The 15,264-nt window shown below is 68.2% G+C and carries 16 protein-coding genes; all 16 read right to left on the bottom strand.

Annotation, left to right across the window (positions count from 1 at the left end; translation table 11 throughout):
- Positions 1-207: 207 nt before the first annotated feature.
- Genes cobK through cbiD form a run of 16 tightly spaced genes read right to left on the bottom strand, consistent with a single transcriptional unit; the run spans position 208 to position 15,263 of the window.
- The gene (cobK, locus tag I1969_RS04420) at positions 208-981 is read right to left on the bottom strand and encodes a precorrin-6A reductase (protein ID WP_195233208.1); all 774 of its coding nucleotides are present in this window, start codon (positions 979-981) and stop codon (positions 208-210) included.
- The gene (locus I1969_RS04415; RefSeq protein WP_195233206.1) at positions 978-1,619 is read right to left on the bottom strand and encodes a precorrin-8X methylmutase; all 642 of its coding nucleotides are present in this window, start codon (positions 1,617-1,619) and stop codon (positions 978-980) included. Before I1969_RS04415 ends, cobK begins: the two co-directional genes overlap by 4 nt.
- The gene (locus tag I1969_RS04410) at positions 1,620-2,135 is read right to left on the bottom strand and encodes a cob(I)yrinic acid a,c-diamide adenosyltransferase (RefSeq protein ID WP_195233204.1); all 516 of its coding nucleotides are present in this window, start codon (positions 2,133-2,135) and stop codon (positions 1,620-1,622) included.
- Positions 2,132-3,631 carry a cobyric acid synthase gene (locus tag I1969_RS04405; RefSeq protein ID WP_271747937.1) on the bottom strand — a complete coding sequence of 500 codons (1,500 nt, stop codon included), beginning with the start codon at positions 3,629-3,631 and terminating at the stop codon, positions 2,132-2,134. Before I1969_RS04405 ends, I1969_RS04410 begins: the two co-directional genes overlap by 4 nt.
- Positions 3,624-4,847: a pyridoxal phosphate-dependent aminotransferase gene (locus I1969_RS04400; protein ID WP_195233200.1), complete on the bottom strand. Its 1,224-nt coding sequence runs from the start codon at positions 4,845-4,847 to the stop codon at positions 3,624-3,626. Before I1969_RS04400 ends, I1969_RS04405 begins: the two co-directional genes overlap by 8 nt.
- Positions 4,844-5,818: an adenosylcobinamide-phosphate synthase CbiB gene (gene cbiB, locus I1969_RS04395; RefSeq protein ID WP_195233317.1), complete on the bottom strand. Its 975-nt coding sequence runs from the start codon at positions 5,816-5,818 to the stop codon at positions 4,844-4,846. The genes I1969_RS04400 and cbiB overlap by 4 nt, the downstream gene beginning before the upstream one ends.
- Positions 5,818-6,882, bottom strand: coding sequence for a histidine phosphatase family protein (locus I1969_RS04390; protein WP_229028255.1), 1,065 nt, complete (start codon positions 6,880-6,882; stop codon positions 5,818-5,820). The genes cbiB and I1969_RS04390 overlap by 1 nt, the downstream gene beginning before the upstream one ends.
- Complete coding sequence (cobS, locus tag I1969_RS04385) at positions 6,816-7,583, bottom strand: adenosylcobinamide-GDP ribazoletransferase (RefSeq protein ID WP_195233198.1); 768 nt, start codon at positions 7,581-7,583, stop codon at positions 6,816-6,818. The genes I1969_RS04390 and cobS overlap by 67 nt, the downstream gene beginning before the upstream one ends.
- Positions 7,580-8,128, bottom strand: coding sequence for a bifunctional adenosylcobinamide kinase/adenosylcobinamide-phosphate guanylyltransferase (locus I1969_RS04380; protein WP_195233196.1), 549 nt, complete (start codon positions 8,126-8,128; stop codon positions 7,580-7,582). The genes cobS and I1969_RS04380 overlap by 4 nt, the downstream gene beginning before the upstream one ends.
- The gene (gene cobT, locus I1969_RS04375; RefSeq protein ID WP_229028253.1) at positions 8,125-9,285 is read right to left on the bottom strand and encodes a nicotinate-nucleotide--dimethylbenzimidazole phosphoribosyltransferase; all 1,161 of its coding nucleotides are present in this window, start codon (positions 9,283-9,285) and stop codon (positions 8,125-8,127) included. The genes I1969_RS04380 and cobT overlap by 4 nt, the downstream gene beginning before the upstream one ends.
- A complete protein-coding gene (locus I1969_RS04370; protein WP_271747936.1) occupies positions 9,260-10,642 on the bottom strand; it encodes a cobyrinate a,c-diamide synthase in 1,383 nt (460 codons plus the stop codon). The genes cobT and I1969_RS04370 overlap by 26 nt, the downstream gene beginning before the upstream one ends.
- On the bottom strand, positions 10,639-11,988 hold the full coding sequence (gene cbiE, locus I1969_RS04365; protein ID WP_195233194.1) for a precorrin-6y C5,15-methyltransferase (decarboxylating) subunit CbiE: 1,350 nt from the start codon (positions 11,986-11,988) through the stop codon (positions 10,639-10,641). The genes I1969_RS04370 and cbiE overlap by 4 nt, the downstream gene beginning before the upstream one ends.
- Positions 11,976-12,719 (bottom strand): precorrin-3B C(17)-methyltransferase, encoded by a 744-nt coding sequence (gene cobJ, locus I1969_RS04360; RefSeq protein ID WP_195233309.1) that lies wholly within the window; start codon positions 12,717-12,719, stop codon positions 11,976-11,978. Before cobJ ends, cbiE begins: the two co-directional genes overlap by 13 nt.
- A complete protein-coding gene (locus I1969_RS04355) occupies positions 12,719-13,810 on the bottom strand; it encodes a cobalt-precorrin 5A hydrolase (protein WP_229028252.1) in 1,092 nt (363 codons plus the stop codon). The genes cobJ and I1969_RS04355 overlap by 1 nt, the downstream gene beginning before the upstream one ends.
- Before the next feature lie 42 nt (positions 13,811-13,852).
- Positions 13,853-14,086: an SAM-dependent methyltransferase gene (locus I1969_RS04350; protein WP_195233182.1), complete on the bottom strand. Its 234-nt coding sequence runs from the start codon at positions 14,084-14,086 to the stop codon at positions 13,853-13,855.
- Positions 14,079-15,263 carry a cobalt-precorrin-5B (C(1))-methyltransferase CbiD gene (cbiD, locus tag I1969_RS04345; protein ID WP_271747935.1) on the bottom strand — a complete coding sequence of 395 codons (1,185 nt, stop codon included), beginning with the start codon at positions 15,261-15,263 and terminating at the stop codon, positions 14,079-14,081. The genes I1969_RS04350 and cbiD overlap by 8 nt, the downstream gene beginning before the upstream one ends.
- Between the last annotated feature and the right edge of the window lies 1 nt (position 15,264).

The raw sequence follows: 15,264 nt of genomic DNA, 5'->3' as shown, positions 1-15,264 counted from the left end.
CCACCAACAAGTTGCGGTGAATTAGGGACTGAATATGCTATTTAGCAGCAAAAACAGACGCTATTTCACCGCAACTTATTGAAGGGCTGCTTGCGCCAGTTCCGTGCGTCGTCCTCGAGCGATTGGCGGATGACAGGCTTGTACGGGTCGAGCTTGCTCGGGGCGCTCCTCCTCGCAGGCGGGAGGGCACGCATGCGCGGCGAGCGCCTAGCGCGCGAACTCCCGTAAGAGCGTGTCTTCCACTTCCCTAAGCGAAAGGGCCCCGCCTCCCTCGGCGGGACGGGCGACCACGATACAGCGCGCTCCCACGTCGCGCGCGGAGGCGATCTTCTCGGCCGTGCCGCCTACGGTTCCCGAGTCCTTGGTCACAAGCCACTGGGCGCCCACCTGCCGAAGCATCGCCTCGTTGAGCTCGCGGGTGAAGGGCCCCTGCATGCCGATGACGTGCGACGGCGAAAACCCCGCGTCGATGCACTTCGTTATAGCACCGGGCAGAGGGAGCACACGCACGAAGAAGCGCTCCGCGAAATCGGCGACGCGCGTGTAGGGAGCAAGCTCCTTGCTCCCCGTCGTGAGAAGCGCGCGACCCGGGTTCTCGGAGAGAAAGCGCGCCGCGCAGGCGATCGACGCGACCGACACGACGCCTTTGGGCAGCGCCTCGACCGGGCGCGTAAGGCGCAGGCATCGTGCACCCACGGCGAGCGAAGCGGCCCGGATGTTGCCGCTTGCGAGCGTAGCGAAGGGGTGCGTGGCGTCGACGACGATGCGCGCGCCGGAAAGCTCACGCTCCATGTCGGCCTCGTCGAGCCTACCCGCATGCACCTCGATGCCCGGAAGCTCGCCCAAAAGCTCGCCTCCGTACTCGGTTGCCGCGTAGGCACGGGCGGGGATTCCCGCCCCGCTCGCCCATTCGCACAGGAGGCGGCCCTCGGTGGTGCCGGCGAAGATGCGCAGCGCCGGCGCGGATGCGGGCGCCGTCACTTCGGGCCGCCTGGGCGCGTGATCTGGTAGAGCAGCGCGTTCATAATGGCGGCCGCCACGGTCGAGCCGCCCTTGCGACCCCTCGCGACGATGGCCGGCACGCGTCGCGCGAGTAGCTCCTCTTTCGCCTCGACCACGTTCACAAACCCAACCGGCACCCCTACGACGAGCGCGGGCGCGATCTTCCCCGCGTCCATGAGCTCGGCGAGGCGCAGAAGTGCTGTGGGAGCGTTGCCGACGGCCACGATGAGCGGACCCTCGATGCCGCAAGCTTTGTCCATGCTCGCAACGGCGCGAGTCGTGCCCGCGGCGCGCGCCGTTGCGGCGACATCCGGGTCGGCCATATAGCACACGGCCTGGCAGCCGATCTTCGCGAGCGCGGGCTTGCTTATGCCTGCGAGCGCCATGTTCGTGTCGGTGAGCACCGTGGCCCCTGCGCGCAGTGCGTCGAGCGCACAGTGCGCGGCGTCATGGGTGAACACGAGGGAATCGGCGTACGAGAAGTCGGCAGTGGTGTGGATGACGCGCTTCACGACGGGCTCTTCGAGCGGCGGGAACGTGCGGCCGCCGAGCTCTTCGGTGATGATTTCAAAGCTGCGCCGCTCGATGTCGCCGGGCGCCATCTCCTTGGAATCCATCTAGTACTCCACTCCTTCCCTTGCACATATCCCCTGCTCGTAGGGATGTTTCTCGCACTGCATCTCGGTTATGTAGTCGGCCTTCTCCACGATCTTGCGGGAAGGCGCGCGCCCGGTGAGCGCTACTTCGACGCCGCGCGCGGACATATCGAGCGCGCGGTCCACGAGCGCCTCGTCGACAAGACCCTTCGAAAGCGCGTCGAGCGCCTCGTCGAGCACGAGCAGCCCCTCCTGCGCGCCCTCGAACTCGGCGAGCGCGGAAGCAAGGTTCCCATCGTGCAGCTCGCACGTCGCGGCAAGTTCTTCCGACGTCATGGACCAGGTAAACTTTTCCGACACCTTCCCCGCGAACACGGGCACGCCGAAATGCTCGGCGAGCAGTCGCGCCTCCCCGCTTTCGCCGTCTTTCAGGAACTGCACGACGACGACGCGGCGGCCTGCGGCGAGCATGCGAAGGGCGAGGCCCATCGCCGCCGTGGTCTTGCCTTTGCCGTCGCCATGATACACGTGGATCATACGCCCTCCTCGATAATGCGGTAGACATACTCCATGTCGAGCGCCTCGCGCACGACGTCGGCCAGGCGGTCAAACTCGCGCGCACGGTGATCGGCCGCGGACGCCGCGCCCGCAGCACCCACGACGCTCTCGGGCAGGCCGCGCATGCGCGCGAGCGAGCGTGCGAGGGCGAGCGCCACCCCCGGTTCGTCGAACAGGCCGTGGAGATAGGTTCCGAACACGTTTCCGCAGGCCGCGCCTTCTGGTTTGCCGCCAATCGTGCCCGCAGGGGCGCAAGAGACGGTCGTTTCGCCGTCGTGAATCTCGTACCCGCGCGCCGTCATGCCGTTCCACACCGAGAACGCGCCTTGGGCGCCCGTGATGCGCAGCTCCGACTGGGCGAGGCGCTTTTCCTCCTTGAACACCGTACTTGCAGGGATGAGCCCGAGCCCGCGCGCGGTGCCAGCGCCTTCCCTGCCGTGCGGGTCGGAAAGCTCGTCTCCCAAAAGCTGGTAGCCTCCACATATGCCGAGCACCGGCGTGCCCGCGCCCAAAAGCGCGCGTACACAGGCTCCGATGCCGCTAGCCGCAAGCCAGCGCGCGTCGTCGAGCGTGGTCTTCGAGCCGGGGAGCACCACCAGGTCGGGCCGGCCCAGATCGGTCGTCGAGGAAACGTAGCGCACGCCCACGCCGGGCACGCGCGAAAGCGGGTCGAAGTCGGTGAAGTTCGACAGATGCGGAAGGCGCACGACGGCGACGTCGATGACGCCGCGCGCCTCGCGGGCAGATAGGCGCGGCGCGAGCGAGTCCTCGTCGTCCAGGTCGAGCTTAAGATACGGCACGACCCCCACGACGGGAACCCCGCACATCTTCTCGAGCGGGGCCAAACCCGGGCGCAGGATTTCCACATCGCCGCGGAACTTGTTCACCACAAGCCCCCGCAAAAGCGCGCGGTCCTCGGGCGCAAGGAGCGCGACCGTGCCGTAGAGCTGGGCAAACACCCCGCCTGGGTCGATATCGCCCGCGAGCAGCACGGGGGAGGACACGGCGCGCGCGAGCCCCATGTTGACGATGTCGTTTTCGGCAAGGTTGATTTCGGCGGGGCTGCCGGCGCCCTCGATGACGATGACGTCGTTTTCCACCGCGAGCGAATCGAACGCCTCCAAAATCTGCGGCATAAGCGTCTTCTTTCGCGCGAAGTAGTCCCTCGCAGCGAAGGCTCCCTGCTCCTTGCCGGCCACGATGAGCTGGCTTCGGTGGCCGCTTTCGGGCTTGAGCAGGATGGGGTTCATGCGCACGTCGGGCGCGATGCCGCACGCCTCGGCCTGCATGATCTGGGCGCGCCCCATCTCGAGCCCATCGGCCGTGACACCGCTGTTGAGCGCCATGTTCTGGCTCTTGAAGGGAGCCACGCGCAGGCCGTCCTGCGAAAGCACACGGCACAGCCCCGCCGCAAGCAGGCTCTTCCCCGCGTTCGACATGGTGCCCTGGATCATGATGGGCTTCGCCCTACCCACGGGTATCGACCTCCTTCGCCGAGTCTCGGCCATCCGCGCCCGCCATAGCGTCGCTGCAAGAAGCGCCGCCCCGTTCGTCGGGTTCGCCTTCGCCCGATGCGCCTTCCGCCCGAAGCGCGCGGCTGAACGCCATCGCAAGCCGGGCGTTCTCCTTGCGCGTGCGCACCGCGACGCGGCACCAGAAACGGGACAGTACCGAAAACGAGTCGCACGTGCGGACCAAAACCCCCTGTTTATACAGGCGCTCGGGGATGTCTTTCGCCGGCGTGCGGACTAAAAGGAAGTTCGCATCCGACGGCACGACGGAAAGCCCGAGCGAGGAGAGCTCGTGGGAAAGCCACGATCGCTCGCCCGCCAATACATCGCGCGTGCGCGAGACGTATTCGACGTCTTCCAGGGCGGCGATGCCCGCGGCCTCGGCGACCGAGGAGACGGGCCACGCCTGCCCCGCCCGGCAAATCCCCTCGATGAGTTGGGCGTTTCCGCTGATCAGATACCCCAACCGTAACCCTGCCATTCCGTAGAGCTTGGTGAACGCGGAGAGCACGGCCACATGGTGCGAACACGCGGCGCGTGCGGCCACGCTCCTTTCGCGGGCGTCGGGCGCAAATCCGAGGAAGCACTCGTCCACGACGAGCAGCGCGCCCACCTGCTCGCAGCGGCAAGCCGCCTCGTCGATCACGCGGGGGTCGACGAGGCGCCCCGTCGGGTTGTTCGGATTGCAGAGGTACGCCACGTCTCCCGGCCCCTCGATCGCGCGGGCGAAGGAGGCGGGCACGTCGAAGTCATCCGCTTCGGAGAGCGGGAACTCCTGCACGCATGCGCCGTAGTACGATGCCGCCTCCGCATATTCAGAGAACGTCGGCGCGCACACGACGATGCGTTTCGGGCGCACCGCCGCGGCGAGCCGCCAGATGATGTCGGACGCGCCCGCGCCGCAAACAATAGTATCTTCGGGAATGCCCTGGGCGCGCGCTAGGGCGCGAACGAGGGCGAGGCTTTCCCTATCGGGGTAGGCGTCGATTCGAGAAAGCGCCTTGCAAGCTGCGGCGACGGCGCGCGGCGAGGGGCCTGCCGGATTCACGTTCACCGAGAAGTCAATGAGGTCGGAGACGCCCCCTTCGCAAGCGATGCCGAGCGATTGCGAGCTGCCCCCATGCGTACGGGCGCGCAGGATTCCCCCGGCAGCCCGGGGCGCGGCATGGTCTTCCCTCATGCCATCGCCCCCACGGCGAGCACGACCGCCGCGCGCGCGGCGCCGAAGACGACGAGCGCGCATACGGACGCGGCGAGCATGAGCCTCGTCGCCCGGGCGATGTCGTCCCACTCGATTTCACGGGACGCGTCGCCTATCGTCGGTTTATCAACGAGCTTGCCAAAATACACCGCGGGTCCTGCCAGGCGCAGCCCGAGCGCGCCCGCGCACGCCGACTCGGTCTGCGCCGCGTTCGGGCTCGCATGGCGACGCCTGTCGCGGCGCCAGATGCGCGCCGCCCCGCGCGCGTCGAGCCCGACGATCGGGCACACGGCGATCATGAGCAGGGCCGATAAGCGCGAGGGAATCCAGTTCACCGCATCGTCGAGGCGCGCCGAGGCGCAGCCGAAGTCGATGTAGCGCTCGTTTTTGTAGCCCACCATGCTGTCGAGCGTGTTCACCGCCTTGTACGCCATACCCAAGGGCGCACCCCCGATCATAAGGTAGAAAAGCGGCGCGATGACGCCGTCGCTCGCGTTCTCCGCCACCGTTTCCACAGCGGCGCGCGCGACGCCCTGCTCGTCGAGAACAGACGTGTCGCGTCCCACGATGAGCCCGACTGTTTCGCGCGCCGCGACAAGGCCGCCCTTCGAGAACGCGCGGGCCACGGCCAGGCTCTGGCGGCGCAGCTCGCATGCCGCGAGAATCTGATAGCTCGCCCATGCCTCGGCCACGAAGCGCAAGCCGGAGTGAACCATACCGCAAAGATGCAGGATTCCCCAGGTCAAAAGCCCACACGCAAGCGGAAGCGCCACGGCGAGCACAAGCCCTGCGGCGCGCGTGCCCGCGGGCGTTTGCGGGAATACGCGCCGCAGGCGGCCTTCGGCCCACGTGATCGCGCGCCCCATGGCGACGACGGGATGGGGAAGCCAGCGCGGGTCGCCGAAGACAAGGTCGGCCGCGAACCCGGCGGCGACGGCAAGAATCGTCATCACTGGGCATCGCCCCCCGAAGCGGGGCGAACGTCGCGAAGGCAGCGTCCATCCCAGGTGGCGGCCCATGCGCCGCCTGGCTCGGTATGCACGTCGAAGTATCCCATTTTTGGGACAGCTAGCTCGGAGAGCAGCGCTTTCACGGTACCCGCGTGAACGACGAAGACGGCGCGCCCACTCCCCTGAGCGCGCTCCGATTCGCACGCCTCCCGAAACGCCGCGACGACGCGGCGGGTGAAATCGCTCTTGCCCTCGCCATGCGGGCAGCGCGTCTCGCACCAGGAGTCTACCCAGGCGCGGTAGCGCGCATCCTCTTTAAGCTCGGCGGCGTTTCGCCCCTCGAAGTCGCCGAAATCCATCTCGCGCAGACCGGGGCACGCCATAAGCTCCGCGTTCGGGAAGAGGATGCGCGCCGTCTGGTCGGTGCGGGCCATGCCGCTCGTGATAACACGGAACACGTCACCATCGCACGCGAGATCGCGCAAAGCGCGCTCGCCCGCGCTCGACAGGGGCTCGTCGGTGCCCGCCCCGCTGTAGCGATGGTCTTCCGTGCCCGCCGTGGCACCATGGCGCACGAAGACGACCTCCAAAGGCGCGCCCGCGCCCTGCGTACCTCGAGGCGCATCGGCAAGGTTTCCTTTGATGACCTGGGGAACCCCGCACGTCATGCGCACGACGACGTCGGCGCGCGCAGCAAGCGCGCATCCCAAGCGCCCCGCGCGCTCGCGCCATTGGGCGTCTTCCGCACGCATGGGGACGACCCCCGAGCCGACCAAGGGCAGAATCACTGCGTCGAAGCCAATCAGCCGCTCGAGCGCCCGGTCAGCGTCGAGCGCGCGTACGAGTTCCTCAGCACGGTACGCGACACGGCCGGCAAAAGCCGCGGGCACGCCGCCCTCCGCAAGCTGCGCCGCGTCGACGAAATCGTCCGCCGCGAACCCGAGCTTTTCGCGCACGAAGGTCCTCTTCCCCGAATGCGCGCCACCTACCACGAGAATCATAGGAGCATGCCCCCCGCCACCAGCATGGCAAGCATCGCGAGCTCGGCCCATTGCAGAAACCATCCGGCCAAATCACCCGTCACCCCGCCGAAGCGGGACAGGGCAACATGGCGGTACCACGCGAGCACCAAAAACCCCGCCACCGCTATAAGGGCGCCGACGGCCTGAGCGCACGCGACCATCCCTGCAGCCGAAGCAGCAGCGAAAGCGCAAAGCGGCACGACGATCTCCGCGCGCTTCTTCGCAGGCGAGAGCCCCGCGGCCATGCCGTCCGCCCGCGCGGCAGGCCAGCATTCAACGGCGAGCCCCGAAAGCGCGCGGGAGAACACGAGCGAGCACAGAAGCGCGAGGAACGCCCCCGCCGTAAGCGGCAGCGCGGTGAACAGGGAAAACTGCAGAATAAGGTACACAACAACACCGATGACCCCGAAGGCGCCCGCCCGCGGGTCGTGCATGATCTCGAGCTTTCGCTCGCGCGGGGCCCAACTTGCAAGCGCATCGGAGGTGTCGCAGAGCCCGTCTAGGTGGATGCCTCCCGTCACCGCCACAGGCAGCGCCACGAGCACGGCCGCGACGATGGTCGCGGGCACGCCGAGCAGGTTCGCAACGTGTCCCCACGCCGTCATGAGGAAGCCTTCCGCAAGGCCCACCAGGGGAAACGCGGCAAGCGCATGGGTTGACCCGAAATCGGTCCAGGCCGATTTCGGGACGGGGATGCGCGAGAACGTTCCGAACGCCGCGCCGATTGCCTCTACTATCTTCACCTTGTAGGTCCTTCGCCTTTCATCCACACGGGAATCCCGCATACCACTTCGACTGCGCGGTCGGCCAGCGCCGCCACGCCCGCGTTCACGCGCGCGAGCGCGCGCCTCCATGCCTCGGTCCCTTCATCGTAGCGCATCCCATCGGCGAACACGTCGACGGTGACCACCACCGTATGCGCAGCGGCCTGAGCGAGCCGTTCAATACCTCCGAGCACCTCGCGCGCCGCAGCGTCGGGGTCACGCGGGGACAAGCCGCCTTCCGCGAAGAGCTCGTTCGCAACCAGGTTGCCCACGTCCTCCAAAAGAAGCGTGCAGCCGCGCGGAAGCCCGGACACTGCGGCGCCCACGTCACGCGTGCGCTCGAGGGTGGAAAACCCCTTGCCCTCGCGCAGCGCCCGATGGCGCGCGATGCGGCGGGCGCCCTCTTCCCCGAAGGGCTCCATCGTTGCCAGGTACACGCGAGGGCCGTCGTGCCCAAGGCACAGGGACTCGGCATAGGCGCTCTTGCCGCTCGCGGCGGCGCCGATAACGAACGTCACCGTCATTTCCCAGCCTCGAAATGCTCGTAAGCAGCCATGCCAGTCGCCGTGAACGTCTTCCCATCCCGGTACACGCGCAGCGCCGAATCCAGAAGGGGCAGATACGCCATGGCGCCCGCGCCCTCGCCCAAGTGCATGCCTGCGTCGAGGGGTGCCTTTATGCCGAGCTCGCGAAGAAGCTCCTGGCTTGCGGGTTCGCTTGATGCGTGGGTGCCCACGAGGTAGCCCAAGACATTGGGGCACAGGCGCGCCGCGCACAGGGCCGCCGTGCAGGATATGACCCCGTCGAGGAGCGCCGGCGCCTTCGAGGCCGCGGCCCCCAGGTAGAAACCGCACATCGCCGCGATGTCGAAGCCGCCCACCTTCGAGAGCACGTCGATCGGGTCGGCAGGATCGGGCGAGTTCGCGTCGATAGCGCGCTCGACCACGTCGCGCTTGCGCGCGAGCGAGGCGTCCGAGAGCCCCGCGCCGCGCCCGACGAGGCTCCGCGCGTCCGCCCGGATGAGCACTGCGGCCACCGCCGCCGAGGTGGTCGTGTTGCCGATGCCCATCTCGCCCGCGGCAAGAAGGCGCACGCCGGCGCGGGCAAGCCCGCACGCGACGGCGATTCCGACCTCGATCGCGCGCACGGCCCCATCGCGAGACATAGCGGAGCCGTGCGCGATGTTGCCGCTCCCCCGCCGCACGTTCGCGCGCACCATGCGCGCGTCTTCTATGCCCCGGGCCATACCCACGTCGACGGGCACGACCTCGGCACCCGCGAACGCCGCCATGCGGCAGGCGCTCGTGGCCCCCTCGCACATGTTGCGCGCGACGGCTCGCGTCACGTCTTGTCCGCTTTGCGACACGCCTTCGGCAACGACCCCGTTGTCGGAGAAGAATACCGCGAGCGCACGGGGAAACTCGGCCACCTCGGCGCTCCCCTGAGCTGCGGCGATACACGCGACGGCGTCTTCAAAGTCGCCCAATCCCCCCAAGGGGTGCGCGATGGAGTCCCACGCGGCGTACGCGGCGGCACGGGCGCACTCGTCTGCGGGCGCGATCCGGGAGAGCGCAGCTTCGAGCACGGCGCCCGGCGCCGACGAGAACGCGCGCTCGACTTCCTCGCGGATGCAGGCAAGCGAGGTTTCAGTTGCTTCAGCCATGTCGTTTCCTCTCTGCAAACGACGCCGCGGCAGACGCGAACGCGCGCGCAACGTCGGGGTTCGCAGGATAGTACACATGCGGGAAGCCTGCCACCAAGGAAGGGGTGGTCGTCATGCACGGCCAGCCCTTGTCGCGCCGGGGCTTCTGCGCCCAGAAGTCGCCGCCCGGGCAGGTGGACTGCCAGTAGTGGAACTCGTGCGCGCGGATGCGTGTGCCGCGCGGCCCGTAGAGCCCGTCGCGTTGGGAAGTGAGCTCCACGTACCCGAAATGGGACAGCCTTCCCCCGTTCTCGCTTGCGCCCTCAAGGGCGCCCGCAACAGGCCAGCGCCGCCCCTCGCTATCGGCGATTTCGCGCTGCAGGTACAAAAACCCACCGCATTCGGCGACCGTCGGCATGCCGGATTCCACCGCACGCCGTACCGCCTCGCGTATCGGCGCGTTCTCGGAGAGCTGCCGCGCATTGAGCTCCGGGTAGCCGCCCCCCAGATAGAGGGCGCTTGTCCCCCGGGGCAACTCTCTATCACACAGAGGGCTGAAAAAGGCCAGCTCGCAACCCAGATCCTCGAGCGCGCGCAGGTTCTCCTCGTAGTAGAACGAGAACGCCTCGTCACGTGCGACGGCGACGATGGGCCGCGCTCCCGCGATCGGCTCCAACCGGCAAGGTTCCTCGCGGATATCGGGTGCCGTCGCCGCTATTTCGAGCAAGCGGTCGACGTCGACGCTCTTTTCCACCAGCTCGGCCATCTTGTCGATGCGCGCGGAGAGCTGCTCGACCTCGTCGGCGGTCACAAGCCCCAAATGCCGGCTTTCGAGCGAGAACGCCTCGTCGGCGGGGATATTCCCCAAAACCGCGACGCCCGTGTGCTTCTCGATCGCAGGCGCCGCGTAGGCGCAGGCAGCGGCGCTCGTCTTGTTCAGCACGACGCCGCGCACGTTCGCACAAGGCAGGAACTCGGCGATGCCGCGGATTACGGCGGCGAGCGATAAAGACGCCCCGCGCCCGTTCACCACTAAAACGACCGGCGTTTCCGTGTCGCGCGCAACCTGGTAGCTGCTCGCGTCGGCCACGCCGGGCGCCATGCCGTCGTAGAAGCCCATGACCCCCTCGAGCACCGCGACATCCGCGCCCGCGGCGCCGCGTGCGAGCAGGGCGCGCAGCGTCGGGGCGTCGGTGAAGAAGCCGTCTAAGTTGCCCGAGCGCGCGCCCACGACGCGACGATGAAAGAGCGGGTCAATATAGTCGGGGCCGCATTTGAAGGCCGCGCATGCGAGGCCGCGGCGCGCAAGCGCGCGCAGGAGCGCGCACGTAACGACCGTCTTGCCGCTCCCGCTCGAGGGCGCAGCGACCATGAAACGCGGGATGGTCGTGCTCACCGGGCGCCGCCTTCCTCACCCGCACCACGCGCGCTGACGAGGAACACGGGGTTTTGCGCCTTCATAAGATGGTGCGAGCCTACAGCCTCGGTGCGGGCGGCCGACACCTGGCACGCCTCGAACCCCTTAAAGCGCGAACCCGAGAGAAGCGCGCACGCCTCGGTGAGCGTCTCAACGGTGACGCATGGCACGCACAGGCGAACCTGCGAGTTCTTCTCGAGCGCCGCCTCCACGATAGAGGGAAGCTCGCCCGCGCTCCCGCCGACGAACACGGCGTCGGGGACGGGCAGTTTCGCGAGCGCTTCGGGGGCGACACCGGGGACCGCATGTACGTTGCCGCACCCGAATGCATCCGCGTTCTCTCGGATGAGCCGCACGCCGGCCGCGTTGCGCTCGACCGCCCATACCGACCCCGCTCGCGCGACGAGCGCCGCCTCAATCGACACGCTCCCCGTGCCGGCTCCGACGTCCCACACGGTGTCGGTAGCGGTAAGGCGCAGCTTCGCGAGCGCGACGGCGCGCACCTCCTGCTTGGTCATGGGAACGTCGCCGCGGATGAAGAGCTCGTCGGGAATGCCCGAGGAAGCGTACGGCCAGCGGGAGCTCGCGGCGCGGGATGCGCCCGCAGGGTCCGCCGCGGAAGAAGCCGCCGCGGGCGATGACGCGCCGGCCGGCGCCTCGGAGGCTGCGCTAGAGCCCGCAGGCGACCCGGCGCCGCCTGCGGGCTCGATAAGCATCACGTTCAAGTCGTCGAACGTCTGACCTGCGATTTCACTTGCGGTCGCGCAGGTGATGCGCTCGTCGGGGTACGACAGGCGCTCGGCCACCGTCACGCGCGCGTCCCCGAAGCCCGCCTGCACAAGCTCGCCCGAAAGCCGCGAGGGGTCTTCCCCACCCGACGTGACGAGGAAGAGCTCACCTGCGCGCTCGGCCTCGGCCACGATATCGCACGCCACGCCGTGAGCGCTCGCGAAGCGCCAATCCTGCCATGGACGCGCAAGGCGCGCGGCGAGATACGACGCTGAGCTTATGCCGGGAACAACGCGCACGTCCACCTGCGCGTCGCCGGAGAGCGCCTCCACCAGGCGGCGCGCGCCGCTGAACAGCCCCACATCGCCCGTCATCACGACCACGGCGCGCCGCCACGACGCCGCATCGGTGAGCGCGGCGACGATGTCCGCCGTCTTCACGAGCTCGCATCTCACCACGTCGGGCGGCACGTCGATGCCGGCAAGCGCGCGATGAGCGCCGATGACCACGTCGGCGATGTCGATCGCGTCGAGCGCCGCGCGCGAGAGCAAGTCGGGGTTTCCGGGCCCCGCCCCGATGATCGTTACCTTTCGCATGGAATCTCCCGATACCCGCGCGGCGTGACCATACGGCCGCCTACGAGCTTCGTGTCCGCGTTGCCGACGAACACGGTGGTGAACATGTCGGCGTCGATCTCCCCCAGCTCGGAGAGCCTGCACATGCCCGACTGCTGCCCCTCGCGCCCGATGTTGCGTACCCAGCCGCAGAGCGTGTCGGGGGCCTTCCATTCGAGCATAATCTTCGCCGCGCGCGAGAGCCTGTCGGCGCGCTTTCTGCTGCGCGGGTTGTACAAACAGATGCAGAAGTCGGCACTCGCGACGGCGGCGAGCCTGCGCTCGATGACCTCCCATGGCGTGAGCAGGTCGGAGAGCGACACGACCGCGAAGTCGTGGGCAAGCGGGGCGCCAAGCACCGCCGACCCGCTCTGTGCCGCGGTGGCCCCGGCGATAACTTCCACGTCTACATCGGGGTAGTCCTCCGCAAGCTCCAGCACGGGGCTCGCCATGCCGTACACGCCCGCGTCACCGCTGCACACGAGCGCCACGGCTTCTCCACTCTGCGCGCGCGAAAGCGCAAGGCGGCACCGTTCGACCTCGTGCATCATCGGCGTCGCGAGATGCGCCGCGTCGGGCACGGCGGCGAGCGCGAGCTCCACGTATTTCGTGTAACCCACAACGATGTCGGACGCCTCGAGCGCACGCCGAGCCGCAATCGTCATGCCGTCGGGGCCGCCCGGGCCGATCCCCACCACGAAGAGCTTTCCCATCACCGCTCCTTAAACGAAAGTTTGATAGTTACCTTGGAAAACGCGACGGTCACGCCGCTGTGAGCGAGCTTCGGGAAGATAAGTTTGCCCCCGTCCGCGAGCGCCGCGCGCTCGCACACGTTGTCGACCCCCACCGTCGCGCGCACGAAATCAGATGGCGAAACGCTGCCATCGACTTGCGACAACTCATCTGCGGAATACGTCGCAAGCGGAATATTGCGCGCGCGGCAGAAGGCGAGCAGACCCTCCTCGTGCGCCTTCACGTCGATCGTCGCCGCCTTGCGCACGGCCGAAGGCGAGATGCCCGCCTGCCCGCACGCGAGAAGAAACGCCTCCCCGATCGCTTCGGCGCACGCACCGCGTCGGCACCCTATGCCCGCAACGATGCAGGGCACGACAAGGCGAAGCGGCTCGGGCGCAGGCGCTTGCGCCCGCACGCCCACGGGCTTACCCGTCTCACCGGCGGGCACGACCTCGTCCGTTGTCTCCGCCGCGAGAACGGACGCGCCTGCATTCGCGCCAGCGAACGGCGACACGACGATATCGGCCCGAGCGCGGTCGGACGCAATGTCAACCCCCTCAGGCGGCTGTCCCGAAATCGGCATGTCGGAATAGAGCGCCACGCGGCCGCCCGAAAGCAGCCGCGCCGACACTCGCTTGATGGCCTCGGGATTCGAAACGGGGAGCCCCGCACAGCGCGCCCACGTATCCACCGCCCACACGCCGCGGACGTCGGTCGCCGTGGTGATGACGGGGATGGCCCCTGCCGCGCGTGCCACAGTTTGCGCAAGCTCGTTCGCACCGCCCAAATGCCCCGATAAAAGCGGGACGGCAAAGCGCCCCGCCTCGTCGATCACCACAACCGCGGGATCGTTTGCCTTCGAGGCGACATGCGGCGCGATCGCCCGCACGGCGATGCCCGCCGCGCCCACGAACAGAAGCGCGTCCGACGCTTCCCACGTGAGCGCCGTCCATGCGCGCAGGTCGGCCTTCCCCTCGCCGAACCCGCGCGAAACGGAAACGTCCCAGCCAGGGTCGTCTTCACTTGTCTGCGCGCAATCGGAAAGCGCGTGTGCGGTGCGCTCCGCCAACGCATAACCCCTCTCAGTGAACGCTATGCAGGAAACCCTCATCTAGCGCACCACCATCGTCGAGAAGTAGCTGCCCCGATCGGGCACATCGTCGAGCGAGCGGTACACGCGCTCGCCCGGAAGCCCACAGTCCTCTACAAGCTCGGCACCGTCGAAGGCGCCCTCCTCGCAAAGGAAGCGCTTCGTGTCCGCAAGCGAGCGGCGCGCCTTCATGACCACCTTCGTCCCCGGCCAGCCGATTGCGCGGCCCACCCCGTACAGCACGCCTTTACTCATACGTCGCCCCCAATTCCCCGATAACTGCATCGGCGCCCGACGTACGGAAAAGCTCGCGGCGCTCGGCGTCGAACACGACCGCGGCGATGTCGCATGCGCCCGCCGCGCGGCGGCGCAACCTGTCCTCGATTGCCGCAGCGAGCGAGGCGCGCGCAGCGTCCCCCACGCCGGCGGCCTCGATTACCTCGAGCGCCGCCGTGGTCGTGACCGACGACATGATCTCGCACACGGTCTTCGCGCCCGCGCCGGCCAAGGCCGCGTGGGCGGCCAGAATCTCCGCGCGGCAGTCGGCGGTACGCGAATGGGTGTCCATGATGCCGCCCGCGACCTTCACCAGCTTGCCGATGTGTCCCACAAGAAGGAGATTGGTAAATCCCTCGCGAACGCAGCAATCAATCGCATCGCCCACAAAGTTGGAGATGAAGACCACCGGCGCACCGTTTAGGTGGAAATGCCCCGAGATGAACTGCCCGCCGTAGTTGCCGGGCGTGAGCACGACTCCGCGCCGCCCCATAGCCGCATGCTGCCGGATCTCGAGCTCGATGCTGTCGCGCAAGGCAGCGAGGCTGCGCGGCTCGACGATGCCCGTCGTGCCCAGGATGGAGATGCCGCCCTCTATCCCCAGGTGCGGGTTGAAGGTCTTTTCGGCAAGGGCCACACCCTCGGGTACCGAAATCGTCACAGCAATGTTTCCAGAAAAGCCGTGCGCGGCGCACACCTCACGCACCGCCGAAGTAATCATCGCGCGCGGCGTCGCGTTGATGGCGGCCGCCCCCACCGGCTGCTCGAGCCCGGGCAACGTCACGCGCCCCACGCCCACGCCGCCATCGACGGAAACGTCCGATTCGCGCGTGGGCACGCCCTTGCTGCCCGCAGCGCCCGTGCCCGACCCCGCATGTTCCACGCGCGCGTACACGAGCACACCGTCGGTCACATCGGCATCGTCGCCTGCGTCCTTTCGCACGGCGCACTGGGCGCACCCCTCGCCGATGCATGCGTCGACCACGTCCGTCTCGACGGGCAGCCCGCCGGGGGTGACGATCGACACGCGGCCGACGGGCTTTCGTGACAAGAGCATCTCGCAGGCCGCCTTCGCCGCGAGCGCGGCACAGCTCCCCGTGGTGTAGCCACAGCGCAGGCGGGTCGTCCCGGTATATATGTAGTGCTCGAAGGCCACG

This window comes from Collinsella aerofaciens, assembly GCF_015548375.1.
Classification (GTDB): Bacteria; Actinomycetota; Coriobacteriia; order Coriobacteriales; family Coriobacteriaceae; genus Collinsella; species Collinsella aerofaciens_AB.
This window is presented reverse-complemented; position numbering and strand designations above follow the sequence as displayed.